The sequence below is a fragment of the Stenotrophomonas sp. 62841_Sma genome (genome assembly GCF_056482945.1).
The window spans coordinates 4,157,967-4,180,196 of record NZ_CM151224.1; the positions used below are offsets into that span (position 1 = coordinate 4,157,967).

Sequence of the window (22,230 nt, forward strand, 5' to 3'; positions counted from 1 at the left end):
TTTGGTTCTAAGCAGCGTGTACCGGGGATGACGGTGGGGGTCGGTAGAGTCGAGCTTGCTCGACTGCTTTTCGTCCGGCCACCGAAGCAGTCGAGATCCTATGTTCGTGGTCAAGCCTGCTGGAAGCAGGCTTGACCCACCTTCAGCATCGCCGGATCGAAGTCCCGGCCGCTTTTGAAGACACCCCAGGCGATCCTGGCCAGCTTTCTGGCCAGGATGTTGAAGACGGCGGTGCTGGGGTGACCGCGTTTTGACAGCTCGTCGTAGAGCGGTTGCCCCCGACGACACCGCTTGAGCCCCATGGCGGCCATGTAGAGCATCTGGCGCAGCACTGGCGCGCCCTGTTTGGACAGCCGACGCCGTCCCGTTCTGCCGCCAGACTCGTTGGGCCGGGGATCCAGGCCGGTGCAGGCGATCCACGCGTTGGCGTTGGCCAACGGCCAGCGCGTCATGTAGTAAATCAGGTGAGCGGCGACGGCGGGGCCGATACCAGGGATGGTCAACAGGCGCTTGTAGAGCGTGCCATGCTCTCCATCGCGACCCAAGCGCTGCAGTTCGCTTTCCAGCTCGGACAGCGTCCCAGCCAGAGCGCAGAACAGATCTGACAGCTCCCCGGGGGCACTTTTGCTTACCCCGAAGGATTGCTCCAGGCGCGCGCGTGTCTTTACCAGCGTCTGCCGCTTGCGCAGCAAATCGTGCATCTGCTGCTGCTCGTCGGTACGCGGTACGTATTCACGCAGGCGATCGTTCTCCTTCTTCACGTACCGGGCGATCGCTTCGGCGTCCATGGCGTCCGTCTTGCCACGCGAGCCCGTCGCCCGGCCGTAGTGCTTGATCAGACGTGGATTGATCACATAGACAACGTGGCCTGCCTGGCCAGCCATCCGAGCCAACAACTCGTAGTACCGCCCCGTCGCCTCCATGCCAATCCGGCATCGCTGGGGCAAGGTGTTGAGCCACTGGGCTATGCCGGCCCGGGTGTTGGCGATCCTGTCGCCGGCCTTGCGGTCGGCCACTGCCGGTACGAACTCCTTGGAGTCCACGTCCACGCCAATATCGAGAGAATCAGACATTTGTACGGCTCCCAGCTATCTTTAAGGGGCTGGGGTGGTACCGCACCGACGTTAGCTTGCCTACATCGACGATCCCCTTTGGGGGCCGTACGATCCTTTATCGACGTTCGTGTGCGGGATGGGGATCGCTCGACTCGTCTGTCGGCTAGTATCCGCAGATGCATGCTTGACGGTCCCTCCACCCTGGCTCCTACATACCGCGTAGGAGCCGGGAGGAACATACAAGCAAGCTCGACTCTACGGATGATCCAGCGGCTTCGGCGGTTCCTGCCGGTTCACCCGCTCACGGTGCAGCAGGTACAGCCCCGAGGCGACGATGATCGCCGCGCCCACCCAGGTATAGCTGTCCGGCAGCTGGCCCCAGAAGGCCAGGTCCCAGCCGATCACCCACACCAGGCCGCTGTACTCCAACGGCGCGATCATCGACGCCTCGCCCAGCTGGAAGGCCTTGGTCAGGGCGATCTGGCCCAGCGCCCCAGCCAGTCCCATGCCGGCGATCAGCGGCGCATGCGCCAGCTGCAGCGGCACCCAGCCCGGAATCGCCAGCAGGCCGGCGCCGATGGCCATGATCACCAGGAACCAGACCACCATCGACTGTGAGGTATCGGTGCGGGTCAGCAGGCTGACCGTGATCGCCGCCACGGCATACGCGGTGGCCGCGGCCAGCACCATCAGCCCCGGCACCGAAATGAAGCCGTCCACGCCCGGCCGCAGCACCACCAGCACGCCGACCAGGCCGATGCCGATGGCCACCCAGCGCCGTGGCCCGACCCGCTCGCCCAGCAGCGGCACCGACAATGCGGCGATCAGCAGCGGGGCGACGAAATAGATGGTGTAGGCGGTGGACAGCGGCAGGTCGCGCAGGGCGAACACGAAGCAGCCGATCATCGCCATGCCCAGCGCGCCACGCAGCAGGTGCAGCCCCCAGCGACGCGGGATCAGCGAGCGCGGGCCGGCGCTGGCCAGCACCCAGACCAGCACGAACGGCAACGAGGCCGCGCCGCGCAGGAAGGTCACTTCCAAGGTCGGATAGCTGGCCGACAGCTGCTTCATGCCAGCGTCCATCAGCGAGAAACAGGCGACCGCAGCGACCATCCAGGCCACCGCACGCGAAGGGGAGCGTTGCACGTTCATGGCCCATTATCGCCGACAGCACCGGTTTGTAGAGTCGAGCTTGCTCGACTGGCCGTTTTGTAGAGTCGAGCTTGCTCGACTGCTCTTCACAAAGCCGCCGAGCATGGCTCGGCGCTACAAGGGAGGGAGCGAGTCGAGCTTGGCTCGACTCTACAGAAAGCGGGCATGCGGGCCGGCGCGATAGAATGGCCACCACTGAATCCTGCGGAGCATCGCCCATGCCTTCCTTCGACGTCGTGTCCGAAGTCGACACCCACGAGCTGACCAACGCCATCGACCAGGCCAACCGCGAACTGGCCACCCGCTTCGACTTCAAGGGCGTGGACGCCAAGTTCGAACGCGATGGCGATGTCATCAACCAGACGGCGCCGACCGAGTTCCAGCTCAAGCAGATGAACGACATCCTGCGCGCACGCCTGGCCGCGCGCGGCATCGACGTGCTCAGCCTGGAGTTCGGCGACATCGAAACCAACCTGGCCCAGGCCCGGCAGAAGATCACCGTCAAGCAGGGCATCGAGCAGAAGATCGCCAAGAAGATCGCGGCGGCACTGAAGGACGCCAAGCTGAAGGTGGAAAGCCAGATCAACGGCGACAAGCTGCGCGTGCAGGGCAAGAAGCGCGACGATCTGCAGGACGCCATCGCCGTGCTCAAGGCCGGCAAGTTCGAACTGCCGCTGCAGTTCAACAACTTCCGCGACTGATGCCCCCGCCGGGCCCTGCCCGGTGGACTACGCGGTCAATCGCGCAGCAGCTTGTACAGCGTGGTACGCGAGATTCCCAACTGGCGTGCGGCCAGGCTGAGGTTGCCGTCAGCGGCCAGGGCCGCGCGACGCGCGGCCTCACGCTGCTGGTCACGCAGCAGCGGCGCGCCTGGATCTGCCGGGGTGCTCCGCACAGTAGACCGGTGCGCCGCGCCCCGCGGCCCCTGCAGACGCTGCAGGTAGACCGCACTGCCCTCGCCCAGCCGGACCCGATGCGCTGCGCCCGGTTGCAGCAGCCGACGCCGTTGCGCCGCACTGGCACCGGCAAACAGCGCTTCCAGACCCAGCAGCGGCAACGGCCCGCGCCGTGGCAGGCCCAGCAGACGCCGTGCAACGCGGTTGGCTGCACGCAGCTGGCCATCCTCCTGCACCGCCAGCAGCCCCTGCAGCGGTGACGCCAGCCAGCGCGGATCATGTTGCACGGCCAGCAGGTGCACGTCAGTGAGGCTGTGGAACAAGCGATTTTCGCTGGCCAGCGCAGCCTGCCGGAAATAGCCCTGCAGCAGCGCGGGATCGCGCTCGCCAAGACCGGTGATGTCGATCACTCCGCAGACCCGACCGTCGAGATCGTGCAGTGGCTCGCTCAGGCAGAACACCGGCGCGAACCGCTGCAGGTAGTGTTCGTTGCCGCGCACCAGTGCCGGCACATCGTCGGCCAGGCTGACCGCTGGCGCGGTGGTGCCGATCTCGGTCTCGCCCAGCTGTCGCCCGACCTGGATCGGCCGCAGCAAGGGAGCATCTTCCAGCCCGTGGGCCTGCTGCGCGATCACCAGGCCGTCGCGGTTGGCGCAGAACATCGTCCAGCCACGCCCACCGAAGGCCGCCCAGAGCTGTTCCAGCTCCGGCTGCACGCAACGCGCCAGGCGCCGGTCATCGGGATGGGACAGATGGCGGCCATCGCCCAGCAGCGGCCGATAGTCCGGCTCCTGCCCCGGCTGCAGGCCCGCCGCGCGCGAACGCAGCCATGACTGCTGCAGCGGCAGCGGCAACACGCCCAATGAGCGCGCATCGCCGTCGGCGAAAGCGGCACGTGCCGCCACCAGTTGTTGCTGCCCGACTGTCGTGGCCATCATGGACGCAGCGTACACCCGCCAGCGGCAACGCCATGTTACGTCTCGGCAACGGAGCGTTTCCGTTTCAAGACGCGTTCAAACAAAGGGGCAGAGCCGTTATGGAAAACGGATCTGCCCCATGCAGGCCAGCGGCCGGCACTACCAACAAGGGAAACTACGCCGCGATGCGCAGCACCGGCTTCAGGGTGATGCCACGGGTGCTGTCTTCGGCCGCCTGGTTGATCTGTTCCAGCGGATAGAACTTCACCAGTTTGTCGAACGGGAAGCGTCCCTGCTGGAACAGGGTCACCAGCTGCGGAATGAACACCTGCGGCACACTGTCGCCCTCGACGATGCCGCGGATGCTGCGACCGCCGAGCAGCAGGTTGTTCACATCGAAACTGGCGGTGGTGCCCAGCTTCGGCGCACCGACCACGCCCATCATGCCCAGCCCACCCAGCGCCTCGACGCCAGCGGACAGCACGTCCGGACGACCGGTCGATTCCAGCGCGAAGTCAGCACCCCCACCCGTGATCGCACGCACCGCCTCGACCACATCGGTCTCCCGGCTGTTGACCACGTGGGTGGCCCCCAGCTCCAGAGCAAGCTCCAGGCGCGAAGGCACCACGTCGATGGCAATGATGGTGGTGGCCCCGGCCACCCTGGCCGCCATCACCGCGCTCAGGCCCACCGCACCGGCACCATAGCTTGCAAAGCTGCTGCCCGACCGCACCTGCAGCGAGTTGAGCACCGCACCGGCACCGGTCTGGATGCCGCACCCCAGCGGGCCCAGCAGTTCCAGTGGTGCGTCATCAGGCACCTTGATCGCATTGATCTCGCGGGCCAGCGCGTAGGTGGCAAACGAGGATTGGGCGAAGAAATGATCGTGCAGCGGCTGGCCCTGCGCATCGGTGATCGCGGTATGGCCGTGGCCATCATCGCCACCGAAGTTCAGGGCGAAGAAATCCCTGCAGTAAGCACCGTGTCCCCCCCGGCAGGGATTGCAGTGACCACAGGCGCCGTAGGTCAGCACCACGTGATCCCCCGCCTTGAGGTCGCGCACGTTCGGGCCAACCGCTTCGACGATGCCCGCCCCCTCATGGCCCAGCACCGCCGGCAGCGGCACCGGATAGTACTGATCGCGCACGATCAGGTCGGTATGGCACAGGCCGGTGGCCACCACCTTCACCAGCACCTCGTCGTCCTGCGGACCGCGCAGCGTCGCCTGCTCGATGACGAAGGGCTGCTCCTTGCCGCGTACCACGGCGGCGGTGATCTCACGCGTTGCGTTGTTGTCGTTCATCGTGATGGCTCCTTCGATCAGATCGGGTAAGCGGGCGCTTCGCCCTTGACGGTCAACCACTGCCACTGGGTGAACTCCTCGCCGTTGGCCGGGCCACCGATGCTGGTGCCGTTGCCGGACGCGCCGACGCCGCCGAAGGGGTTGATCACCTCGTCATTCACGGTCTGGTCGTTGATGTGCAGCAGACCGGTACGCAGGCGCTCGCCGATCTTCAGCGCGCGGCCGACGTTGCTGGACACGATCGCCATCGACAGCCCGTACTCGCTGTCGTTGGCCAGGCGCACGGCTTCGTCGTCATCGTCGAACGGCACCACCACCGCTACCGGCGCGAAGATTTCCTCGCTGAAGGCCGGATTGTCGGCCGCAACGTTGCCGAGCACGGTGGGTGCGAAGAACAGCTCCCGGTGCGTGCCGCCCGCTTCCAGCGTGGCACCGGCCTGCACCGCCTGCTCGACCACGCGTGCAGCATGGTCGCGCTGGCCAGCATTGATCAGCGGGCCGATCGCCACGTCCTCACGTGCCGGGTCGCCTACCTTCAGCGCGTTGGCCTTGGCCACCAGTTTCTGCAGGAACGTGTCGTGGATCTTCCGGTGCACCAGCACGCGGCCGGTCGCCATGCAGATCTGGCCCTGGTGCAGGTAGACGCCCCACGCGGTGTTGGCCACCGCCAGGTCCAGGTCCGCATCGTCCAGGATGATCAACGAATTCTTGCCACCCAACTCCAGCGAAACCTTTTTCAGGTGCTTGCCCGCCGCTTCGCCCACCTTGCGCCCGGCGGCGGTGGAACCGGTGAACTGGATCATCGCCACGTGCGGGTCACTGGTCAGCGCGGCCCCGGCCGCACCGTCACCCGGCAGCATGTGCAGCACGCCCGCCGGCAGGCCGGCCTGCTCGAACAAGCGCGCGATCACCGCGCCACCACACACTGCCGTACGCGGGTCCGGCTTGAGAACCACAGCGTTGCCCAGCGCGATCGCCGGGGCCACCGCACGCATCGCCAGGTAGAGCGGGAAGTTGAACGGCGAAATGACCCCGACCACACCCAGCGGGCGGCGCCGCGCCAGATTCAGCTTGCCCGGCTCGGAGGGCAGGATCTCACCCGTGCTGCGCGACGGCAGTGCGGCGGCCTCGTGCAGCGCCTTGATCGTCACCTTGGCCTCGAAGCCGGCCTTCAGGCGGGTCGAGCCGCTTTCGCGCACCAGCCACTCGACCAGGGTGTCGATGTTCTCTTCGGCCAGACGCGCGGCCTTGCGCAGCACGTCGGCACGCTGTTCGTAGGGCGCCGCCGCCCAAGCCTGCTGCGCCTGTGCCGCGGCAGCCGCCGAACGCGCGATCTGCGCCGGGTCGGCCAGGCCGATCTCGCCCAGCTCCCGGCCAGTGGCCGGTTCAATCACCGGGTGCCGTTGCGGGGCAGCCTGCCAGTGGCCATCAAAGAAGGCGCCGGCCCAGAGGGCGTCCGGCAGCCACGGGGAAGATGCAGTCATGGGTGTCCTCCTGTGTCGTGCATCCATTCCACGCCCGTCGCCCCGGACTGGCAATCGGCCATCCATCGGTAACGCGCAACGGTTTGAATCTTCAGGAATTTCCAGCTTCGCCACTGTCCAGTTCCTGCACAGTGGACAGCGCAGCACCGGCACACTGCCTACAATGGCGGCCCCGCCAGCCCACGTGCCCGCCATGACCGATTCCCACCTGCCCACCGATGACCCGATCGCCGCCACCCGCCTGTGGCTGGAGCGCATCGTCATCGGCCTGAACCTGTGCCCGTTCGCCAAGGCGGTGTACGTGAAGGACCAGGTCCGCATCGTGCTCAGCGATGCGACCACGCCGGAAGCGCTGGTTGAACAGCTGGCCGAGGAGCTGGTGCTGCTGCGCGATACGCCGGCCGAGCAGATCGACACGACGCTGATCGTGCATCCGCAGGTGCTGACCGATTTCCTCGACTACAACGATTTCCTCGACAACGCCGATGCGGCGATCGAGGCACTGGACCTGCAGGGCATCCTGCAGGTGGCCAGCTTCCACCCGGACTACCAGTTCGATGGAGTGGCCGCGGACGACGCCAGCAACTACACCAACCGCGCACCCTTCCCCACCCTGCACCTGCTGCGCGAAGACAGCGTGGCACGCGCGGTGGATGTCTATCCGGACCCGGACGTGATCGTCGAGCGCAACATCCAGACCCTGGACCGCATCGGTGTGGACGGCTGGCATCGCCGCCTGCGCGGCGAAGACCTGACGTGAGCACGGTGCCGCCGATCGCCGCATGGCCGGCCGCGCCACTGTCGGGCAAGGTTGTGCTGGTCACCGGCGGTGCCAACGGCATCGGCCGTGGTATTGCCCAGGCCGTACTTGGTGCCGGTGGACGCGTGCTGATCGGCGACCTGGACGTGGAGGCCGGAGAAGCGTGTCTGGCGGAATGGCAGCGCGGCGAGGATGCCGCGTTCCAGCGCCTGGACATCACCGACGAAGCGAGCGTGCGCGACTTCATCGCCGTGGCCCTGCAGCGTTTCGGCCGTATCGACGGACTGGTGAACAACGCGGGCATCGCCGGTCCACACGGCACAGAGTTGCAGGATATGGACTGGGACGAGTGGCAGCGCCGGCTGTCGTCACTGCACGGTGCATTCCTGTGCAGCAAGCACACGTTGCCAGCACTGATCGCCAGCGCCGCCGGTGCGATCATCAACATCGCCTCCACCCGCGCCTGGCAATCCGAAGCACACAGCGAAGCCTACGCGGCAGCCAAGGGTGGGCTGGTGGCCTTCACCCATGCACTTGCGATCAGCGCCGGCCCGGCGGTGCGGGTGAACAGCATCAGCCCCGGCTGGATCGGCACCACTGCGTGGCAGGCACCCTCACGGCGCCACGCGCCGGAATACTCAGCCATCGACCATGCGCAACACCCGGTCGGCCGGGTCGGCCGCCCCGAAGACATCGGTGCACTGGCGGTGTACCTGCTGTCGTCGCTGTCCGGTTTCACCACCGGCCAGGACTTCATCGTGGACGGCGGCATGACCAGGAAGATGATCTACGCCGAATGACCCCAAGGCGCGACGCCCGGTAGAGGCCAACCTTGGTTGGCCTGGGCTTTTCGCCAACCAAGGTTGGCGCCTACCAAGGCGTTACGCCATGTCCGAACATTCCGGTAGATCCACGCCATGCGTGGATCGCGGTAACGTGCCAACCAAGGTTGGCACCTACCAAACACTTTACGCCATGCCCGAGTGGCGCAGCAGCGCGTCGATCTGCGGTGCGCGGCCGCGGAAGGCCTTGAAGTTCTCCGCCGCCGGGCGGCTGCCACCGCGCGACAGGATCTCTTCGCGGAAGCGCGCGCCGGTTTCAGCCAGCGCCTGCGGCGCCTCCTCGAACGCCGCATAGGCATCGGCGCTCAGCACCTCGGCCCACTTGTAGCTGTAGTAACCGGCTGCGTAGCCGCCGGCGAAGATGTGGCTGAACTGATGCGGGAAGCGATTCCAGACCGGCGGATGGTTCACTGCCACTTCCGCACGCACGCGGTCGAGCAGTGCCAGCACGCTGTCCTGTGCCGGTTCGAACTGGCTGTGCAGCAGCATGTCGAAGAGACCGAACTCCAGCTGGCGAACGGTGGCCATGCCGCTGTGGAAGTTGCGTGCAGCCAGCATGCGCTCGTACAGCGCGCGCGGCAGCGGCTCACCCGTTTCAACATGCGCGGTCATGCCCTGCAGGTGGTCCCATTCCCAGCAGAAGTTCTCCATGAACTGGCTGGGCAGCTCCACCGCGTCCCATTCCACGCCGTTGATGCCGGCCACACCCAGTTCGCCGATGCGGGTCAGCAGCTGGTGCAGGCCGTGGCCCATCTCATGGAACAACGTGGTTACTTCGTTGTGGCTGAAGGTCGCCGGCTTGCCGTTGGCACCACGGCCGAAGTTGCACACCAGGTAGACCAGCGGCGTCTGCACGCTGCCGTCGGCACGCTCGCGGCGGTTACGGCAATCATCCATCCACGCGCCACCGCGCTTGCCTTCGCGCGCGTACAGGTCCAGGTAGAACTGGCCCACCAGCGCACCCTGCGCATCGACCAGGCGGAAGAAGCGCACATCCTCGTGCCACACCGGCGCGCTGTCCTCCTGCACGCGCAGGCCGTACAGCTGCTCGATCACCGAGAACAGGCCGCCCAGCACCTTCGGTTCGGTGAAGTACTGCTTCACTTCCTGTTCGGAATAGCTGTAACGCGCCTGCTTCAGGCGATCGGCAGCGAATGCCAGGTCCCAGGCCTGCAGGCTGTCGATACCGAGTTGCTCGCGTGCGAACTGTTCCAGTTCAGCACGATCCTTGGCCGCGAACGGCTTGGCGCGCGAGGCCAGGTCACGCAGGAAACCGAGCACCTCGGCCGGGTCCTGCGCCATCTTGGTCGCCACCGAATAATCACCATACGAACCGAAGCCGAGCAGTGCGGCGAGTTCCGCGCGCAGGGCGAGGATGCGGTCGATGTTGCCGCTGTTGTCCAGCGTGTCATCGCCGAATTCGGACGCACGCTGTGCGCTGGCACGGTACAGGATCTCGCGCAGGTCGCGGTCCTCACCCCAGGTCTGCACCGGCAGGTAGCACGGCATCTGCAGGGTCAGTTTCCAGCCAGACTTGCCGTCCTTCTGTGCTGCGGCATGCGCGGCGGCCTTCACGTCTTCCGGCAGGCCCTTCAATCGCGCTTCGTCCTCGACGATCAGCGACCAGGCATCGGTAGCGTCAAGAACGTTCTGCGAGAACTTCGCCGACAGCGCCGACAGTTCTTCCTTGATCGCCGCGAAGCGCTGCTGCGCCTCCGGCGCCAGCTCGGCGCCGCCGAGGCGGAAGTCACGCAGCGTGTTGTCCAGCACCTTGCGCTGGGCCTCGTCGAAGCGCGCCGCCTCGGTGCTGGCGGCCAGCGTCTGGTACTGCCGGTACAACGCCAGGTTCTGGCTGAGCGCGCTGGCGAAGCGGGTCACCCGCGGCAGGTTGCTGTTGTAGGCCTCGCGCAGTTCCGGGGTGTTGACCACGCCCTGCAGGTGGCCGACCAGGCCCCAGGCGCGCCACAGGCGCTCGGTGGCGTCATCCAGCGGGGCCACAAAGGTCTCCCAGCGCACCGGCTGCACCTGCTCGGCCGCGCTGACGGCGGCTTCGGCCTCGGCCAGCAGCACGTCCAGCGCCGGCGCCACGTGCTCGGGGCGGATCGCCTCGAAGCGCGGCAGGCCGGAAAAATCGAGCAGGGGGTTGGCAACGGTCACGGCAGATCTCCAGGGAACGGGCCCGGCGGGCGGGCAGCTTGGTAGATATGGCGCTGGCAGGCGTGGCTGACAAGGGGGCGCGGCATTCACATCGGCCTTACGGTCACGCATCGAAGCTCTGGCTGCGGGGGAGTCCGCAGCGGTACGCACCGAACGAGGCCCTACATGGAAGGTCTGGCTGCAGTTGCATCCGCCTCACCGGCCCGGTCACTGGCATTGTCCGCCAGCCCGGCCGAACTGACCTGGATCGCCGCATTGTGCGATGCCGGCGACGACGCCCCGCGTCACCTGCATCAACTGCAGGCAGTGCTGCAGCAGGGCGGCACCTTCAACGATGCCCAGGAGTGGTACCCGTTCGAGGTGATCGAACGTGGCGCCAGCCAGCTACGGCTGGGCCATGAGCGCGAGTTCGTGATCTGCGTGCTGCTGTGGCTGCAGGCGCTGGCCCAGGGCCGTGCCAGCATTCTGGACCCAAGCCTGCATCTGGATGATCGCGCGATGGACATCGAGGCCTTGCCCGATGCGCTGCGAGATGCAGTGCTGGATGCGTTCACCGCGGCGGGGTATTGATCGGGGTACGACACACCGCTGCGCTCGCCGGGCATGGCCCGGCGGAAACGCCTGCCGGCTACAACGCTTCCAGGCTGCACCACGGCAGTTCGGGCAGTCCCTGCCCAGCCACCGCCGCTGCCAGCTGTGCATCGGCGCCGTCGACATCGATGCCCTGGCGCGCGTACCACGCCGGGTCGTAATAGCTCTGCGCGTAGCGCTCGCCACTGTCGCACAGGATGCTGACAATGCTGCCCTGGTGGCCCGCGTCTCGCATCCACTGCGCGGCCTGCAGCACACCGATGAAGTTGGTGCCGGTGGAGCCACCCACGCGTCGACCGAGCTGGCGGCTGACATGGCGCATCGCGGCCAGGCTCAGTGCATCGGGCACCTTCACCATTGCATCGACGCTGGTCGGGATGAAGCTCGGCTCCACCCGCGGCCGGCCGATGCCTTCCACGCGCGAACCACCGCTGCAGGTCAGGCCCCGCCAGTCCTGCTCGCCGGCCACGGCAGCCTGGTAGCCATCAAAGAACACCGACACTTCCGGGTCCGCGCACAGGATGCGGGTGTCATGCCGGCGGTAGCTGACATAGCGGCCCAGCGTCGCTGCGGTACCGCCGGTACCGGGGCTGCACACGATCCACTCCGGAACCGGGCTGGGCTCCTCGGCCATCTGCTTGAAGATGGATTCGGCGATGTTGTTGTTGGCGCGCCAGTCGGTAGCGCGCTCGGCATAGGTGAACTGGTCCATGAAGTGGCCGCCGGTTTCGCGGGCCAGCTTCTCCGATTCACCGTTGAGTTCACAGGCACGCTCGACCAGGTGACAGCGGCCCCCGTGGAACTCGATCGCGGCGATCTTTTCCGGCGAAGTGGTCGCCGGGATCACCGCAATGAACGGCAGGCCGAGCAGACGCGCGAAATAGGCTTCGGAGACGGCGGTCGAGCCGCTGGAGGCCTCGATCACCGGCCGTCCTTCGCGCAGCCAGCCGTTGGTCAACGCATACAGGAACAGCGAGCGCGCCAGCCGGTGCTTGAGGCTGCCGGTGGGATGGCTCGATTCATCCTTCAAGTACACATCGATGCCCGCGAACCCGGGCAGCGCCAGCGGGATAAGGTGGGTATCGGCGGAACGGTTGAAATCGGCTTCGATCTTGCGGATGGCGGCAGCCACCCATTCACGCTGCGACATGGCGGGCAATGCTCAGAACGGAACGGTGCGATCCGCCCATTGTACGTCGCGGTGCCGTCAGGTGACGGCCGGTAGAATGGCCCCATCCGGCCAGCAACGGCCCTGTCTGAAGGACCTCCCCCATGACCATTCCCGCCCTGCGCGATGTCCCCGGCGTCGCCGCCCAGGCCCCGGCCGAGACCACCGGCTTCGTGTTCAACCACACCATGCTGCGGGTGAAGGACATCACCGCCTCGCTGGACTTCTACACCCGCGTGCTCGGCTACCAGCTGATCGACAAGCGCGACTTCGCCGAAGCCCAGTTCAGCCTGTACTTCCTGGCCTACGTGCAGGCCGGCGCGGTGGTGCCGGAAGACGACAGCCAGCGCCGCGTGTGGATGGCCGGCCTGCCGGGCGTGCTGGAACTGACCCATAACCACGGCACCGAAACCCAGGACGGCGCGGTCTACCACGACGGCAACAGCGACCCGCGCGGCTTCGGCCACATCTGCGTGTCCGTGCCGGACATCGAAGCCGCCTGCCAGCGCTTCGAGGACCTGGGCGTGACCTTCCAGAAGCGCCTGACCGACGGCCGCATGAAGAACCTGGCCTTCATCAAGGACCCGGACGGCTACTGGGTCGAGATCATCGCCAACGTCTGACCCAAAAAGGGGACGGAGGGGATTAAGTCGTTTCTGGCACTATTGGCTGGAAGCGACTTAATCCCCTCCGTCCCCTTTTTTGCGAGGTTCGTATGGAAACGATGGAACTGCACCGCGGGCGCTTGATCGACCATCTGCAGCTGGTGGTGCGTGACCTGGCAGCCAGCCGGCGCTTCTACCAGGCGGTGTTCGATACGATCGGCATCCCGATCGCCGGCGAAGGCGAGGATTACTTCTGGGCCGATGAGCTGTTCATTTCCAGCGCCAGCAGCGAGGCCGCCGCCGGCCAGCTGACCGGGCGCCACCATCTGGCCTTCCAGGCACGCGACAGCGCCACCGTCGATGCCTTCCATACCGCCGCGATCGCCGCCGGCGGCACCGACAACGGCGCGCCGGGTGAACGCCCTTACCACCCGGGCTACTACGGCGCGTTCGTGCTCGACCCGGATGGCAACAACATCGAAGTGGTCTATCACGGTCCGGCGAACTACAGCGCCGATTCGGTGAAGGTCACTTTCTGATATCACCGAAGCCGTGAACGAAGAAGCCGGGCAATGCCCGGCTTCTCTGCATCCAAGGGTCCAGCCCTCAGTGGGCGGCCATGTAGATGTCCTGCAGTACGGCCTTTTCCAGCTCCAGCTCGCCCAGCAGGTTCTTCACGATGTCACCCAGGCTGAGGATGCCAACCAGTCGGGTGCCTTCGGTGACCATCAGATGACGGCGCCGCGAGTATGTCATCAGCGACATGGCCTGCTTCAGGGTCGCTTCCGGCGCAATGCCTTCCAGGCCGGTGGACGGCAGGCTGGAAATCACCCGGCGGCCGGCCTGCGGGCCGTCGTCGGCCAGGGTGCGCACGATGTCCTTCTCGGAAATGATGCCGACCGGGGCATCGTCCTTCATCACCACCAGCGCAGCGATCTTGTTCGCGCTCATCTTGTGGGCGGCGGCACCGATGGTGTCTTCGGCGTCGATGGTGATGACAGCCTCTTTCTTGGATTGCAGGAGTTCGCGGACGTTCATTCTTGTTTCCTGGTGCAGGTCACTGAAGTCAAAAAAGTGTGCTCTTCCGATACGCCCCCTCCCCGGGAACAGACCTTTCAGCGCACGTCTGGCGCACCCGGCTGCCGGTGGAAATGGATCGGCAGACGACGTGCTGCAACGCGAACGAGGTGGGTTCAACCGCTCAACCCGGCCCTCGGTCAAATCGATTCTACGACTGCGACCATCGGTCACTACCGGCATCGATAGGACAGTTCGTCGTGGGAACCAACTGACGATCCAGAGAATGGCACCGCGGCTGAAACCGCCGCTGAATACAGGCGATGTCGCGCATTAAAGATTGATTGCCTGCTGCCGACGGCGGACAGAACACCCGGTGGCTGTCCCACTTGTGGTCCGGCCGGCGGAGCATCTCGCCCCGCCGGCCACCTTCCCCTACTTCGAGCAACGACCGTTCTGGGCCATTTTCAGTTGCATCACCTGGCTGCGGCCTTCAGCTTCCGGCACCACCGTCAACTTGGCGCCGCCTACGAAAACGCCCATCTTGATCGACTGCTGGATGAAGTAGTTGCGACCGGCTTCGGTAAATAGCTTGATGTCGTTGGGCGAGAACTCCGACTCAGTGGAGATCACATGCTCCTTGTCACCCGTGACCTGGGTATAGAAGAACACCTTGTCGGCGGTTTCGCCCAAGCACTCTCCGTCGATCAGGACGTCTTTTTTCAGTGCCTTGCCGACGAAGCTGTTGCGGAACACATACACACCGGACTTGCCGTCCTGCGGTGCCGGGAAGGTCTTCGCCGTATCAACCACGCTCTTCTCGGTCATAGGCACAGTCGCGCAACCGGACAGCGCACTGATTGCCATTGCCAACGCGACTCCATGCAGCTTCTTCATCTACAGCCCCTGTAATGCGCGCCATCACGCGCGGAATGGACATGGCTACGCACACCCGTTGCGGGTGTGGACTGCCAGCAGTGAAATGGGTTCCCGGCATGGCCCGGCCGGGACATGCGGACGCCTCCGGGTTCGCCTGCTGCGCTCTGCATTGCATGGATCGCCGCACTGCAGCGTGGCACAGGCATCCTCCGTGATGCGCCGATTCGGGTGCAGAGAATGCCATGCCGGCATGAAAAAAGGGCGACCCATCGGGCCGCCCTCGTCTGCGATGCCAGCGGATCTGCCCGGAGTTACTCCACCGTCACGCTCTTGGCCAGGTTGCGCGGCTTGTCCACGTCGGTGCCACGTGCCAGTGCGGTGTGGTACGCCAGCAGCTGCACCGGGATGGTGTGCACGATGGGGCTGAGCACGCCGGCATGGCGCGGCGTGCGGATCACATGCACGCCTTCGGACTCGTTGAAGTTGCTGTCCTGGTCGGCGAACACGAACAGCTCGCCGCCGCGCGCGCGCACTTCCTGCATGTTCGACTTCACCTTCTCCAGCAGGCTGTCGTTGGGCGCGATCACCACTACAGGCATGTCCTCGTCCACCAGCGCCAGCGGGCCATGCTTCAGCTCGCCCGCCGGATAGGCCTCAGCGTGGATGTAGGAGATCTCCTTCAGCTTGAGCGCGCCTTCCAGCGCGATCGGGTAATGCAGGCCACGCCCCAGGAACAGCGCGCTGCTCTTGCGGGCGAAACGCTCGGCCCAGGCGGCGATCTGCGGCTCCATGTTCAGCGCGTGCTGCACGCTGCCCGGCAGGAAGCGCAGCTGCTCCAGGTAGTCCGCTTCCTGCGCCGCGTCGATGCGGCCATGCAGCTTTCCCAGCACCACGGTCAGCTGGAACAGTGCGGCCAGCTGGGTGGTGAAGGCCTTGGTCGACGCCACGCCGATCTCGGCGCCGGCGCGGGTGTAGCAGACCAGCTCACTGGCGCGCGGAATCGCGCTTTCCGGCACGTTGCAGATCGACAGCGTGTGCTTGTGGCCAAGCGACTTGGCGTACTTCAGCGCTTCCATCGTATCCAGCGTTTCGCCGGACTGGGAGATGGTGACGATCAGGTGCTTCGGGTTGGCATACGCGGCGCGGTAGCGGTACTCGCTGGCAATCTCCACGCTGCACGGCAGCCCGGCGATGGCTTCGATCCAGTAGCGCGCGGTCAGGCCGGCGTAATAGCTGGTGCCGCAGGCGATGATCTGCACGCCTTCGATGCCGGACAGCACCGCTTCGGCATTCTTGCCGAACAGTTCGGCCGGGAAACCACCGGCATCGATCGCTGCCTCGATGGTGTCGCCCAGCGCGCGCGGCTGCTCGTGGATTTCCTTCTGCATGAAGTGGCGGTACGGGCCCAGCTCCAGCGATGCCAGCGATACGTCGGACAGGTGCACCTCGCGCTCGATCGGCTGGTCGTGCTCGTCGAAGATGCGCACACCGTCGCGGCGGATCTCGGCGGTGTCGCCCTCTTCCAGGAAGATCACCTTGCGGGTGGCCGAGATCACCGCCGAAACGTCGGACGCCACGAAGTTCTCGCCCTCGCCCAGGCCGATCAGCAGCGGGCAGCCCATGCGCGCGCAGACGAAGCGTTCCGGCTCCGCGCGGCTGACCACGGCCAGTGCGTAGGCACCGGTCAGCTCCTTCACCGTATGCTGCAGCGCCACCAGCAGGTCGTCGCCGTCCTTCAGGTGGTGATGGATCAGGTGCGCGATGACTTCGGTGTCGGTCTGCGACTCGAAGGTGTAACCCAGCGCACGCAGCTTCTCGCGCTGCTCCTCGTGATTTTCGATGATGCCGTTGTGCACCAGCGCCACGCCGTGGCTGATGTGCGGATGCGCGTTGGCCTCGGTGACACCACCGTGGGTGGCCCAGCGGGTGTGGCCGATGCCCAGCACTGCATTGAAGCCCTCGGCCTCGGCCGCAGTGGCCATTTCCGACACACGGCCGGTACGACGCACGCGGCGCACATCCGGCCGTTCGGCATGGTCGATCACCGCGATGCCCGAGGAATCGTAACCACGGTACTCAAGGCGCTTCAGGCCTTCGATCAGCACCGGCACTACGTCGCGATCAGCGATCGCACCCACGATTCCACACATGTCACGCGTTTCCTTGAAGACGATCGCCGCATTCTAGCCTGCGGGCCCGCGCTCCCCCTCCTGTCCGCTTAATGAAAGTGTCCGGAAAGGTGTCCGCGGACACCCGGACACTTCAGGGCGACTCCCAACCCATTGACCCACAAGGAAATAAAGTTGGCACGCTACGTGCTTGGTACCCACTACCACCGTCAGGCACGCACCCGATGATCCGCGACACCTCCGCACAGGACCAGATCGTTTCCTCCGCCCCGGCCGGCACCACCCGCGCCAACTGGCAGCGTTACCGCTGGCCGGCACTGGGCGCCATCGCGCTGCTGGCCGGCATCGGCTGGGCCGTGTACGCCTGGTCCAACGCCAGCCGCTCCTACGACAGCAGCCGCGTGCGCATCGCCGAAGTGAAGCGCGGTGACCTGGTCCGCGACATCGCCGCTGACGGTCGGGTGATTGCCGCCAACAGCCCGATCCTGTACGCCATCTCGGCCGGTACCGTGGACCTGAAAGTCGTTGCCGGTGACGTGGTCAAGAAGGACCAGGAGCTGGCGGTCATCGACAGCCCGGAACTGCGCAGCAAGCTGGCCCAGGAGCAGGCCACCCTGGCCGGCCTGGAAGCCGAGGCCAGCCGCGCCGCGCTGGACGCCACTCTGGCCCGCGCCAAGTCGCGCAAGGAAACCGACCAGGCCACCATCGAGCGCCAGGCCGCCGACCGCGACCTGCAGCGCTACCAGCGCGGTTACGACGGCGGTGCAGTACCGCAGATCGATCTGGCCAAGGCCAAGGACTCGCTGAAGAAGGCCGACATCACCCTGGCCAACGCCACCACCGATGCCCGCCTGCAGAGCCAGGGCGCGGACCTGGACGCCCGCAACAAGCGCCTGCTGGCCGACCGCCAGAAGGCGGTGGTGGCCGAGGTGCAGCGCCAGGTGGACGCGCTGACCCTGCGCGCACCGTTCGACGGCCAGGTCGGCCAGGTGCAGGCCGTCCAGTCCACCAACCTGGCCGCCAATGCGCCCGTGCTGGGCGTGGTCGACCTGTCCAAGTTCGAGGTCGAGATCAAGGTGCCGGAAAGCTTCGCCCGCGACCTGGCGATCGGCATGCCGGCACAGCTGACCGGCGGCAACGGCAAGCCGTTCCCGGGCGAGATCAGTGCGGTGTCGCCGGAAGTGGTCAACGGCGAGGTCAACGCCCGCGTGCGCTTCGCCAGCGCGCAGCCGGAAGGCCTGCGCCAGAGCCAGCGGATGTCGGTACGCGTGCTGCTCGATACCCGCAAGGACGTACTCAAGGTCGAGCGCGGCCCGTTCGTCGAACAGGGCAACGGCATCGCCTACGTAATGGACGGCCGCACTGCGGTGCGGCGTCCGGTGGAACTGGGCGTCAGCAGCCTGGGCGAAGTGGAAATCAAGTCGGGTGTGCAGCCGGGCGACCGCATCGTGGTCTCTGGCAGCGACCTGTTCAAGGACGCCGAACGCGTCTCCGTCAACTGATACCTGATACCTGAATCCTGGAGAGAGGACACCCCATGTACATGCTCGAAATGCGTTCGGTCGCCAAGGTCTTCCGCACCGAACAGGTGGAAACCCACGCACTGCGCTCGCTGGAACTGCAGGTCAAGGAAGGTGAGTTCGTCGCCGTCACCGGCCCGTCAGGCTCCGGCAAGACCACCTTCCTCAATATCGCCGGCCTGCTGGAAACCTTCACCAGCGGCACCTACATGCTTGACGGCCAGGACGTGAGCACGCTGGGCGATGATGCCCGCAGCCGCCTGCGCAACCAGAAGATCGGTTTCATCTTCCAGGGCTTCAACCTGATCCCCGACCTGAACCTGTTCGACAACGTCGACGTGCCGCTGCGCTATCGGAAGATGAGCGCCAACGAGCGCCGCGAACGTATCGAGAAGGCGCTGAGCCAGGTCGGCCTCGGCTCGCGCATGAAGCATTATCCGAATGAACTGTCGGGTGGCCAGCAGCAGCGTGCGGCCATCGCGCGTGCGCTTGCCGGCAGCCCGCGCCTGCTGCTGGCCGACGAACCGACCGGCAACCTGGACACACAGATGGCCCGCGGCGTGATGGAACTGCTGGAGGAGATCAACGCTGCCGGCACCACCATCGTGATGGTCACCCACGATCCGGAACTGGCTGCGCGCGCGCAGCGCAACGTGCACATCGTCGATGGCCAGGTGACCGACCTGGTGCGCGAGCCGGTGCTGGCCACCCCGCCGCGCCACATTGTCGCCGTCAACGAGTGAGGGCCCGACCATGTTCGCCTACTACGCCCGATTGGCGGTGCGCAGCTTCCGCCGCAACAAGGTACTGACCGCGTTGATGGTGATCGCTATCGCGCTAGGCATCGGCGCCTCGATGACCACATTGACCGTGTTCCACGTGCTGTCCGGTGACCCGATTCCCGGCAAGAGTGACCAGCTGTTCTATGTGCAGCTTGATGCCGCGACCGGCGCCTATGTCGCTGGCGAGGAACCGGAAACCCAGCTGACCCGCTTCGACGGTGAAGCCCTGCTGCGCGAAGCCAAGGGCGAGCGCCAGGCACTGATGAGCGGCGGCGGCGGTACCATCGAACCGGACAACAGCACTCTCAAGCCCTTCAGCATCGACACCCGCTGGACCTCGGCCGACTTCTTCCCGATGTTCGAGGTGCCCATGCAGTACGGCCGCGCCTGGACGCGCGAGGACGATGAAGGCCGTGCACGCGTGGTGGTCATCTCCAAGGCGCTCAATGACAAGCTGTACCAGGGCGCCAACAGCGTGGGCCGCGACCTGCGCATGGAAGGGCAGAGCTACCGCATCGTCGGCGTGATGAAGGAATGGAGTCCGGAGCCGCACTTCTACGACCTGACCACGGGTAGCTACGGCAAGAACGAGGACCTGCTGCTGCCGATCTCCACCTCCTTCGACCTGAAGCTGGGCAACAACGGCAACATGAACTGCTTCGGCGAGAATCCCGACGGCAACAGCTACTCGCTCAACGCACCGTGCGCGTGGCTGCAGTACTGGGTGGAGATGGACCCGGCCAAGGCCGCCGACTACCGCCGCTACCTGGAGAACTATTCGACCCAGCAGCGCGAGGCCGGCCGCTTCAAGCATCCGCCGAACGTGCGCCTGCGCACCGTGATGGAATGGCTGGACTTCAATGGCGCGGTCCCCAGCGATGTGCGCCTGCAGCTGTGGCTGGCGCTGGGCTTCCTGGGTGTCTGCCTGGTCAACACGGTGGGCCTGCTGCTGGCCAAGTTCCTGCGCCGCAGTGGTGAGATCGGCGTGCGCCGCGCCCTCGGTGCCAGCCGTGGCCAGATCTTCCTGCAGTGCCTGGTGGAAGCCGGTGCGGTCGGCGTTGTCGGTGGCGTGCTGGGTATCGGTCTGGCCCTGCTTGGCCTGTTCGCGGTGCGCCAGCAACCGGTGGAATACGCAAAGCTGGCCCACCTGGACGGCAACATGCTGCTGCTCGCGCTGGGCCTGACCCTGCTCGCCAGTCTTGCCGCCGGGTTCCTGCCCGCCTGGCGCGCCATGCAGGTCACCCCGGCCATCCAGCTCAAGTCGCAGTAAGCACCCGAACGAGGACTCCCATGGACATCCGCCCCATCCTCAGCACGCTGCGCCGGCACAAGACCGCCGCTGCCCTGATCGTGCTGGAAGTCGCACTGACCTGCGCCATCGTCTGCAACGCGCTGTTCCTGGTCAGCCAGCGCGTGGAGAAGATCAGCATGCCCAGCGGCATCGCCGAGAGCGAACTGGTCATGCTGCGCGTCAGCGGCATCGGCAAGCAGACCGACGCCATGGCCCGCACCCGCGAGGACCTGGCATCGCTGCGCGCGATTCCCGGCGTCAGCAACGTCACCATCATCAACCAGGTCCCCTTCCGCAACGGCTCCTCCAGCAGCAGCATTTCGCGTGTGATCGACCAGGAACGGCCGACCACCAACGCCTCGATGTACACCCTGTCCGAGAACGGGCTGGCCACGATGGGCATCAACCTGATCGCAGGCCGCGATTTCCTGCCCGACGAGTACCAGAACTTCGAAGACGCCAGCAAGGGCGGCGCAAAGGAGAACGCGATCCCGGTCATCCTCACCCAGGCCACCGCCGCCAAGATGGAACCCAATGGCAGTGCGCTGGGCAAGACCTACTACATGGGCAAGCAGCCGCTGCATGTGGTCGGCATCGTCGACACGCTCAGCACGCCCAACGGCTGGAATGACAACTGGACCAACTCGATGCTGCTGCCCATGCGGCGCACCTTCGACGAAGGTGGCACGTATGTGCTGCGCACTTCGCCGGAACGCCGCAAGGAAGTACTCGATGCCGGTGCCGCCGCGCTGGAACGCAACGACCCCAACCGGCTGATGCGCGACAAGCTGACCTATGAAGACCAGCGCAAGGACTTCTTCAAGAACGACCGCGCGATGGTCGGCCTGCTGATCACCGTCAGCATCTCGCTGCTGGTGGTCACCGCGCTGGGCATCATCGGCCTGGCCAGCTTCTGGGTGCAGCAGCGCAGCAAGCAGATCGGCATCCGCCGTGCGCTGGGCGCGACCCGCGGGCAGATCCTGCGCTACTTCCAGACCGAGAACTTCCTGCTGGCCACGCTGGGCATCGTGCTGGGCATGCTGGCGGCCTACGCCATCAACCTGGCGCTGATGAACCTGTACGAGCTGCCGCGCATGCCGCTGTACTACCTGCCGCTGGGTGCACTGCTGCTGTGGGTGCTGGGCCAGATCGCCGTGTTCGGGCCGGCGCGGCGTGCGGCAGCGGTGCCGCCTGCGGTCGCCACGCGGGGCGCGTGAGATGCGTGCCCGCGCGATGTGCCTGATGCTGCTCCTGCCATTGCCGGCGCTGGCCGGCGGTGGCAGTGCGCAGACACTGGAGTGGCGCCAGGATGCCGCGCGGTTGTCCTTGCGCTCAACGGAGGGCCAGGTGCGCGTGGAGGCCGCCAGCCCGGAAATGCGCTTCGGCGTGCGCAGTGGCGATCGCATCCTGCGCGTGGACGACACGGCGGTGCGCCGGGTCGAACACCTTGCCGAGGCCCTGCGTCATTCCAACGCAGCCACCGCCTATCTGTTGCTGCGCCGCGACAAGCGCGAACTGACGGTGGCGGTCGACGCCGCAGCCTGGCGCCAGGCGCTGGAGGTGCCGCCGCCACCTGCGCCGCCACGGCCCCCGGCGCCTCCCCGGCGCTGAGCGAGGGCCGCTCCTGCACAGCCACGGGTTTGGCTATGCTTGATGGGTGGCGCCGGGCTCTCCCGGTGCGT

21 protein-coding genes are annotated in these 22,230 nt (G+C 66.1%); 11 read left to right on the forward strand and 10 right to left on the reverse strand.

Annotation, left to right across the window (positions count from 1 at the left end; all coding sequences use genetic code 11):
* Window positions 1–110: 110 nt before the first annotated feature.
* Both ACZK5G_RS19400 and ACZK5G_RS19405 read right to left on the reverse strand, forming a co-directional pair.
* Complete coding sequence (locus ACZK5G_RS19400) at window positions 111–1,073, reverse strand: IS110 family transposase (RefSeq protein ID WP_132808894.1); 963 nt, start codon at window positions 1,071–1,073, stop codon at window positions 111–113.
* Between the two features lie 237 nt (window positions 1,074–1,310).
* Complete coding sequence (locus ACZK5G_RS19405; RefSeq protein WP_478464453.1) at window positions 1,311–2,207, reverse strand: DMT family transporter; 897 nt, start codon at window positions 2,205–2,207, stop codon at window positions 1,311–1,313.
* A 218-nt stretch (window positions 2,208–2,425) separates the two neighbouring features.
* On the opposite strand from ACZK5G_RS19405, the gene ACZK5G_RS19410 reads away from it, so the two are divergent.
* Window positions 2,426–2,908, forward strand: a complete 483-nt coding sequence (locus ACZK5G_RS19410) for a YajQ family cyclic di-GMP-binding protein (protein WP_006471121.1) — start codon at window positions 2,426–2,428, stop codon at window positions 2,906–2,908.
* A 35-nt stretch (window positions 2,909–2,943) separates the two neighbouring features.
* Here the strand turns inward: ACZK5G_RS19410 and ACZK5G_RS19415 are convergent, their stop codons facing one another.
* The 3 genes from ACZK5G_RS19415 to ACZK5G_RS19425 all read right to left on the reverse strand — a co-directional run bounded on the left by ACZK5G_RS19415 (window position 2,944) and on the right by ACZK5G_RS19425 (window position 6,807).
* Entirely contained in the window at window positions 2,944–4,041 is a 1,098-nt protein-coding gene (locus tag ACZK5G_RS19415; RefSeq protein WP_478464454.1) for a helix-turn-helix domain-containing protein, read from the reverse strand.
* A 154-nt stretch (window positions 4,042–4,195) separates the two neighbouring features.
* The gene (locus ACZK5G_RS19420; RefSeq protein WP_032129025.1) at window positions 4,196–5,323 is read right to left on the reverse strand and encodes an NAD(P)-dependent alcohol dehydrogenase; all 1,128 of its coding nucleotides are present in this window, start codon (window positions 5,321–5,323) and stop codon (window positions 4,196–4,198) included.
* Between the two features lie 17 nt (window positions 5,324–5,340).
* Window positions 5,341–6,807: a benzaldehyde dehydrogenase gene (locus ACZK5G_RS19425; protein WP_032129026.1), complete on the reverse strand. Its 1,467-nt coding sequence runs from the start codon at window positions 6,805–6,807 to the stop codon at window positions 5,341–5,343.
* 193 nt (window positions 6,808–7,000) lie between these two features.
* Between ACZK5G_RS19425 and ACZK5G_RS19430 the strand changes: the two genes are divergently transcribed.
* Together ACZK5G_RS19430 and ACZK5G_RS19435 are read left to right on the forward strand one after the other, a co-directional pair.
* The gene (locus ACZK5G_RS19430; protein ID WP_032129027.1) at window positions 7,001–7,567 is read left to right on the forward strand and encodes a DUF1415 domain-containing protein; all 567 of its coding nucleotides are present in this window, start codon (window positions 7,001–7,003) and stop codon (window positions 7,565–7,567) included.
* The gene (locus tag ACZK5G_RS19435) at window positions 7,564–8,367 is read left to right on the forward strand and encodes an SDR family oxidoreductase (protein WP_336686347.1); all 804 of its coding nucleotides are present in this window, start codon (window positions 7,564–7,566) and stop codon (window positions 8,365–8,367) included. The genes ACZK5G_RS19430 and ACZK5G_RS19435 overlap by 4 nt, the downstream gene beginning before the upstream one ends.
* A gap of 168 nt (window positions 8,368–8,535) precedes the next feature.
* Here ACZK5G_RS19435 and ACZK5G_RS19440 read toward each other — a convergent pair whose 3' ends face one another.
* Window positions 8,536–10,566 (reverse strand): M3 family metallopeptidase, encoded by a 2,031-nt coding sequence (locus ACZK5G_RS19440; protein ID WP_317216862.1) that lies wholly within the window; start codon window positions 10,564–10,566, stop codon window positions 8,536–8,538.
* A gap of 165 nt (window positions 10,567–10,731) precedes the next feature.
* On the opposite strand from ACZK5G_RS19440, the gene ACZK5G_RS19445 reads away from it, so the two are divergent.
* The gene (locus tag ACZK5G_RS19445) at window positions 10,732–11,136 is read left to right on the forward strand and encodes a hypothetical protein (protein WP_049460886.1); all 405 of its coding nucleotides are present in this window, start codon (window positions 10,732–10,734) and stop codon (window positions 11,134–11,136) included.
* Window positions 11,137–11,194: 58 nt separating this feature from the next.
* On the opposite strand, the gene ACZK5G_RS19450 is transcribed toward ACZK5G_RS19445, so the two are convergent.
* On the reverse strand, window positions 11,195–12,307 hold the full coding sequence (locus tag ACZK5G_RS19450) for a PLP-dependent cysteine synthase family protein (protein ID WP_478464456.1): 1,113 nt from the start codon (window positions 12,305–12,307) through the stop codon (window positions 11,195–11,197).
* A 122-nt stretch (window positions 12,308–12,429) separates the two neighbouring features.
* Here ACZK5G_RS19450 and gloA point away from each other — a divergent pair, with 122 nt between their 5' ends.
* Window positions 12,430–12,948, forward strand: a complete 519-nt coding sequence (gene gloA, locus ACZK5G_RS19455; protein WP_478464457.1) for a lactoylglutathione lyase — start codon at window positions 12,430–12,432, stop codon at window positions 12,946–12,948.
* Between the two features lie 92 nt (window positions 12,949–13,040).
* Window positions 13,041–13,469: a VOC family protein gene (locus tag ACZK5G_RS19460; RefSeq protein WP_478464459.1), complete on the forward strand. Its 429-nt coding sequence runs from the start codon at window positions 13,041–13,043 to the stop codon at window positions 13,467–13,469.
* A 67-nt stretch (window positions 13,470–13,536) separates the two neighbouring features.
* On the opposite strand, the gene ACZK5G_RS19465 is transcribed toward ACZK5G_RS19460, so the two are convergent.
* The 3 genes from ACZK5G_RS19465 to glmS form a co-directional block, all read right to left on the reverse strand.
* On the reverse strand, window positions 13,537–13,968 hold the full coding sequence (locus ACZK5G_RS19465) for a CBS domain-containing protein (RefSeq protein WP_010481344.1): 432 nt from the start codon (window positions 13,966–13,968) through the stop codon (window positions 13,537–13,539).
* 414 nt (window positions 13,969–14,382) lie between these two features.
* Window positions 14,383–14,844, reverse strand: a complete 462-nt coding sequence (locus ACZK5G_RS19470) for a DUF2846 domain-containing protein (protein WP_049399205.1) — start codon at window positions 14,842–14,844, stop codon at window positions 14,383–14,385.
* Window positions 14,845–15,137: 293 nt separating this feature from the next.
* Window positions 15,138–16,976, reverse strand: coding sequence for a glutamine--fructose-6-phosphate transaminase (isomerizing) (glmS, locus tag ACZK5G_RS19475; RefSeq protein WP_049399202.1), 1,839 nt, complete (start codon window positions 16,974–16,976; stop codon window positions 15,138–15,140).
* Between the two features lie 203 nt (window positions 16,977–17,179).
* Here glmS and ACZK5G_RS19480 point away from each other — a divergent pair, with 203 nt between their 5' ends.
* Genes ACZK5G_RS19480 through ACZK5G_RS19500 form a run of 5 tightly spaced genes read left to right on the forward strand, consistent with a single transcriptional unit; the run spans window position 17,180 to window position 22,159 of the window.
* A complete protein-coding gene (locus tag ACZK5G_RS19480) occupies window positions 17,180–18,457 on the forward strand; it encodes an efflux RND transporter periplasmic adaptor subunit (protein ID WP_049399200.1) in 1,278 nt (425 codons plus the stop codon).
* Between the two features lie 35 nt (window positions 18,458–18,492).
* Window positions 18,493–19,218, forward strand: coding sequence for an ABC transporter ATP-binding protein (locus ACZK5G_RS19485; RefSeq protein ID WP_032129038.1), 726 nt, complete (start codon window positions 18,493–18,495; stop codon window positions 19,216–19,218).
* A gap of 10 nt (window positions 19,219–19,228) precedes the next feature.
* Complete coding sequence (locus tag ACZK5G_RS19490) at window positions 19,229–20,527, forward strand: ABC transporter permease (protein ID WP_478464462.1); 1,299 nt, start codon at window positions 19,229–19,231, stop codon at window positions 20,525–20,527.
* Between the two features lie 20 nt (window positions 20,528–20,547).
* Window positions 20,548–21,765, forward strand: a complete 1,218-nt coding sequence (locus tag ACZK5G_RS19495) for an ABC transporter permease (protein ID WP_049399196.1) — start codon at window positions 20,548–20,550, stop codon at window positions 21,763–21,765.
* A 16-nt stretch (window positions 21,766–21,781) separates the two neighbouring features.
* Window positions 21,782–22,159 (forward strand): PDZ domain-containing protein, encoded by a 378-nt coding sequence (locus ACZK5G_RS19500; RefSeq protein WP_182267888.1) that lies wholly within the window; start codon window positions 21,782–21,784, stop codon window positions 22,157–22,159.
* The last annotated feature ends 71 nt before the right edge of the window (window positions 22,160–22,230 follow it).